The organism is Candidatus Poribacteria bacterium, from assembly GCA_021295715.1.
Taxonomy (GTDB): domain Bacteria; phylum Poribacteria; class WGA-4E; order WGA-4E; family WGA-3G; genus WGA-3G.
In genome coordinates, this window is the sequence record JAGWBV010000045.1 from 34,358 (window position 1) to 40,357 (window position 6,000).

Genomic DNA, 6,000 nt, shown 5'->3' on the forward strand with positions numbered 1-6,000 from the left:
CTCTTTATTTTTGCGTGATACATGGGCAGGCACAAGACCTGCCGTGATACATGGGCAGGCACAAGACCTGCCCCTACAAAATGTCTCTTTATTTTTGCGTGATACATGGGCAGCGCAAGACCTGCCCCTACAAAATGTCTCTTTATTTTTACGTGATACATGGGCAGCGCAAGACCTGCCCCTACAAAATGTCTCTTTATTTTTAGTGGGCGGACACTACGGTCCGCCCTTAATTTCAAATCAGATACCTCTATGAGAGGTTGTATCCACGTTCGTTGTGTTGCGACAGATCAAGTCCTTGTCGTTCCTCATCCTCTTCAACGCGTAAGCCGACTGTGGCATCCACAATTTTGAGGATGATAAATGAAAGCACGCCACTCCAAACGACAGTGATGATGATGCTGAGTAGTTGCGCCCAAACCTGTGTTCCGATTGTCATACCTTCACTGAGTCCAACACCCCCTAAACCCTCAGCGACAAAAATGCCGGTCATTAAGGCACCGACAATTCCACCGATACCGTGAACGCCAAACGCATCCAAGGAATCGTCATAACCGAGTTGCGACTTCAGGGTAGTAGCACCCCAGAAACACACAACGCCGGAGACGATACCGATAGCAAGGGCGCCAATCGGTCCGACAGAACCTGAAGCAGGGGTAATCGCGACCAAGCCAGCCACAGCACCTGTTACAATGCCTAAAGCGCTCGGTTTTCCGTGTTTTGCCCATTCAACGAACATCCACGCAACGGCGGCGGTAGCCGTTGAAATCTGGGTAACAAGCATCGCCATGCCAGCGGCACCATCAGCAGCAACAGCACTCCCAGCATTGAAGCCGAACCAGCCTACCCAAAGCATCGAAGCACCAACAACGGTGAGTGTCAAACTGTGTGGCGGCATTGCTATTGTTTGGTAACCGAGTCGCTTGCCGACCAAGATGGCAGCAACTAACGCCGCGATACCTGCGTTAATATGCACAACGGTTCCGCCCGCGAAATCAAGTGCGCCGATAATATCACCAAACAACGAGCCATCACCCGACCACGCCATGTGGCAGAGGGGCGCGTATACTATAATCGACCAAACCACGGAAAAAATCAACATTGCCGAGAACTTCATCCGCTCGGCGAATGCTCCAGCGATGAGGGCGGGTGTGATAATGGCGAATGTCAATTGGAAAGTGATAAAGACGGTTTCAGGGATAGTCCCAGAGAGGGTGTCCACGCCGATACCACGTAAAAACATGGTTCCGAGTCCGCCGACAAAAGAAGTGAGTGTCAATTGCCCTGCTTCCATACCAACGGTATTAAAGGCGAGACTGTAGCCACAGACAATCCACACGATCGTAATCAAACCTGTCAATGCAAAACATTGCATAAGCACAGACAGGACATTTTGGACGCGTACGAGCCCGCCATAGAAAAGGGCAAGCCCAGGAATCGTCATAAAAAGCACAAGAGCAGTCGCCGTAAGCATCCAAGCGGTGTCGCCTGAATCAGGAGCAGTCGCGTCTTGTGCCATCGCTAAACTCGGCAGACCGCAGAGCAGTAAAATAACAATTAGCGTTCTAATTCGTGTATAACCAGATCGCTCCTTTGCAGATTGTGATGCACATCGTTGTTGCATCTGTATCCTCCATGTTAATAGTTGTCGGCAGTCGGCAGTCGGAAACCGTCAGTTAAGAGGCGGTTCTGTTACCCCGGGCTTCTCTTTAAGTGCTGATTCCGATAACCGATAGCCGTTCAGCAGATATTGCTTGTTCTGTTATTCCGTAAAGGTAGACAACTTTGTCTACCACTTCCATTTTTGTAGGGACAGTCAGTTGTGTCCCATTAACCATGTCCTAAAAGAGAGCCTAATTTCCAGAAGCTGTTGATTCCGCATTTTAGCAGAATACCGCAATAGTATCAAGCCTTAATTTCGAGAGGTATTTCAACATATAGTAAAGTGAGTTTGATAAAAGTCAAGTTGGGTTTCGCTACCGTCATTGAGACAGAAGGTATCTTGAAGAACGACCTATCTCTCCACATTCTGCGATTTTTTCGGTGTATTTACCGCTCTACCTAATGCTGTGTCACTCCTAAAATGATGGATGTGGGCAGCCACAAGGGACTGCCCCTACAGGGAAAATCCCTTCAACCCAAGCACTAGGGGAAACACCCAAGCAAAACACCTACAGATTTATTGTAAATAGGAAAATGGAACGCCCACAGAACATGAAGTAAAACTCAGGGATATAAGTGAAACTTCGTGTGGACGTTCCTATTCGGTTGTGAGTCTCCGTCCCATCTGGATCGAAGACTCCGTCGCAATATATCAAATATACCTAACGTATTGAAGAAACATTAAAGTCAGGATAAGCACTCGCGCCGTGTTCTCCGTAGTCCAGTCCTGCTTGTTCTTCTTCCTCAGTGACCCGTAGACCTGTAACAGCCTTGATTCCATAGAAGAGAATAAAGCCAGTAACGAGACACCATACAAGCACGGCAACGACACCGACGATTTGTGCCCAGAGGAGTGCAAATCCACCACCGAAGAAAACGCCACTGGAACTGTCGAAGAATCCGAGGAGAATTGTTCCCAATGCTCCACACGTCCCGTGGACTGAGATAGCACCGACAGGATCATCAATGCGAAGTTTTTCAAACATCAGAACGCTTAAGACGACCACAATACCACCGAGGGCACCGATAATCGCAGCGGAGACTGGGCTCACAGACGCACAACCGGCAGTAATTGCTACCAATCCAGCGAGTGCACCGTTGAGTGACATACCGGCATCGGGTTTACTAAGAAAAATCCATGCAGTAACCATAGCGGTAATCGCACCTGCAGCGGCAGCGAGGTTCGTGGTTACGGCAATTTTGGATATGTCAAGCGCGTCTGCCCCCATTTGGCTACCGGGGTTAAACCCGAACCAACCGAGCCACAAGATAAAGACCCCGAGTGCAGCGAGCGGGAGATTGTGCCCAGCAATGGGTCGTGGATTTCCATCGCTATCGTATTTACCGGCACGGGGACCCAAGACAATGGCACCGGTCAGAGCGAGCCAACCACCGGTCGAGTGAACGACTGTAGATCCCGCGAAATCTGACATCCCCATGCTTGAGAGCCAACCGCCACCCCAAATCCAGTGTCCAACAATGGGGTAGATGATACCGGTGATGAAGACGCTATAAATTAGGTAACTTTTGAACTGTGTCCGTTCCGCCATTGCCCCAGAAACGATCGTCGCGGCGGTTGCGGCGAACACCAACTGGAAGAGCCAGGCGGCGTGTGTCGGGACAGAACTCCACTCCAATGAAGCAAATGCTGTGGAATCAGCGGGAACAAACCACCCACTCCATCCCATGAATGCGCTACCCGTGCCAAACATAATGGCAAAACCGATCGCCCAATACGCAATTGAACCCATTGAGAAGTCCAGCAAGTTTTTCATCAAAATGTTAACGGCGTTCTTGGCACGGGTGAACCCGGACTCCACCATAGCGAAGCCTGCCTGCATAAAGAAAACCAGAAATGCAGCGAGGAGCACCCACAATGTGTCTGCCATATACTTTGCGTCAGAAACCTTCTCGCCCTCAACGGATCCGTTTAAGGCGAAAACGTTCAGGCTCAGCAAACATGTGAGTACCAAAACTGTTATGATAACCTTACTTTTCATTCGAGAAATCTCCTTGTAGAACAGCAGTCAGTTATCAGTTGTCAGTCGTCTGTGAAGCAGATTGATACTACACCGCTGTCTTGTTACTAATAACTGATAACTAACAACTAACACTTTACTAACGTGAGTTTGATAAAAGCGGGATGTCGGGTTTCGCTACCGCTATTTCGCCAAAAAGCACCTTGGAAAAGGTCATATTATCGCTCTACCCGACCTACGGATCTATTTTCAAACTGGCGTTTACTATCTTTACCAGGAACGGACGAAAGTCATTCTGCCGGTAATTCCTGTTTCATCATCACCTTTTTGGGTCTCAAATCCGACAAAAACACCGAGCGTATTATTTTCACCATAGCCGACATTGGCACGGAGACCTGGAGCTATACTACTGATTTCGCCTCCGGTCAAATCAAACGTTACTTCTACTTGTGGACCGATAGCAACGGTATCATTCAGCGAATAGAGAACAAAATTGCGTGTGTAAAAAGAATCATCACCATAATCGAACATAGAATTCAAGAACCCTTGTATCCACGACTCAAAATAGATAGAACCCGCAGTGAGATAGGTAAACAACTGGGGTGCAATCAAGGAAGAGGGACCGTTCGGGGCAGCGTAGTCAAACCCAATACCGACCATGGGGAGGAAGCTCAGAGACAGTGAATCACTATCAACAACTGGAATACCGAGTCCGATGTCTAACTCACCGAATGTCCCAACGACGTAAATATCGGTATCCAAAGAAAGACCACCGAGGAAACTTGGGGAATGGCTGGCACCGACCCAGATCTGTGTTCCTAAGCTATCTGTATCGGTACGGAACCAACCGGAAGCACCTGATGCCTCTTCTTCCATTTCCATCTCTTCACCGGCTTCATGGGCATCAGCATAAACCATGGGGATACTACCAACTGCAAAAATACAAACCATTACTAACAAACGAACCAACCAAAACGTATGCGTTTTCATCAAAATCTCCTTTATACGCGCTTTGAAACGCGTCTACAAGGTTATATTAAATTTGAGCAACGTACTTTCACGGTGCGAAAATGCCAGTCGCGAACTGGTGCTCGTTCCCACAGAAGTCGGGAATCGGAGTACCCTCCTACAGAAAACTGTATGCCCCGACATGGAGAAAGCGACCGCTTGACTTCAGCATAAATTTGTGATATAGTGAATTTGCCTGTCTTTTTCAACACTTTTGAATAAAAGGGAGCAGGCTTTCACCAGTGCTTATTGTGCACCTGTTTCGTTTAAAGCAAAACGCGTGCCAATTGGCTATCGGCAGTCGGTGCGTTCGCTATGTTCACTTTCGGCTATCGGTTTATTGGCTGTTGCGTGTCAGTAGGGATCTGTGGTAATCACAGCGTTTATGACTGCTACACACAGAAAATCTTTATCCATCCCTGTTAACCGTTAACCATTAAGTGAGGGGCGGATTTATAAGAAAAATGCTGAAATTTTCAACAAAACATTGCCCAAAAAAGATGCAAATAGTGATTGTAAGCCTTGTTGTCCTGTTCGGGACAACCCTCCGGTTTTGGAACCTCGGGCAATGGAGTTTCTGGATTGATGAGGCTTTCACGGTTCGAGATGCACAAAACCTTTCACTTGACAGCTGGCGAGTTATCCCAAACCCGATTCCGTATCTTGCGGTGAAACTATCAATCTCAATTGCTGGCAGTCGTGAGTGGGGGAGTCGCTTAATTCCGTGCATAGTCGGAATTGCCTCGATCCCCATGGTTTTTGGGATAGGACGCACACTCTTCACTTGGCGGATCGGACTCCTTAGCAGTGCATTTGTGGCATGCTCAAGTTGGCACCTATTTTGGGCACAAAATGCGCGCTATCCGGTCTTTACCTTTTTCTTTGGTGTCCTAACGGCATGGTTTTTCTATACAGCCCTCGAACGCGATTCAACGCTCTTGACGATAGGCGCGCTCGTTTCCTGTTTCTGTTTAATTCTTTCACATACCCTCGCCGTTGTGATCGTTCCAGCTTTAGCTGCGTATGCCGTGATGTGTCTATTAGAAAAATCTGATAGAAAGCGGTGGCTGAATCTACTCATCTTTTTTATCCCGTTCGCGATACCGGTGCTGGCTCTCGCGCTTCCACAAGTTCGGGGTTACCTTTTCTCCGGGTGGGGACGTAACGTATGGCAGCGGAGTCCCCTCTATATTGTGCTAACGTTGGTTCAAGGCGTGAGTATTCCAATTGCTGTTACCGCCTTTTTCGCGCCCATCACGACGCGATTCAATAGAGCCACACTTTTTTTGCTCTGTTATGCGGGTATCCCGTTAATTCTTTTTCTGATCGCATCGCAGCTTCAAAACGTCGC

General features: G+C 48.2%; 4 protein-coding genes. 1 reads left to right on the plus strand and 3 read right to left on the minus strand.

Features of this window, described 5'->3' with window-relative positions; genetic code table 11:
- Positions 1–250 precede the first annotated feature (250 nt).
- From J4G07_12665 to J4G07_12675, 3 genes are all read right to left on the minus strand, one after another.
- Positions 251–1,519 carry an ammonium transporter gene (locus J4G07_12665; GenBank protein MCE2414847.1) on the minus strand — a complete coding sequence of 423 codons (1,269 nt, stop codon included), beginning with the start codon at positions 1,517–1,519 and terminating at the stop codon, positions 251–253.
- An 805-nt stretch (positions 1,520–2,324) separates the two neighbouring features.
- Entirely contained in the window at positions 2,325–3,662 is a 1,338-nt protein-coding gene (locus J4G07_12670; protein MCE2414848.1) for an ammonium transporter, read from the minus strand.
- Between the two features lie 249 nt (positions 3,663–3,911).
- Positions 3,912–4,631, minus strand: a complete 720-nt coding sequence (locus J4G07_12675; protein ID MCE2414849.1) for a hypothetical protein — start codon at positions 4,629–4,631, stop codon at positions 3,912–3,914.
- Between the two features lie 518 nt (positions 4,632–5,149).
- On the opposite strand from J4G07_12675, the gene J4G07_12680 reads away from it, so the two are divergent.
- Positions 5,150–6,000 (plus strand): glycosyltransferase family 39 protein (locus J4G07_12680; protein MCE2414850.1); only part of this gene is annotated, 851 nt, incomplete at its 3' end.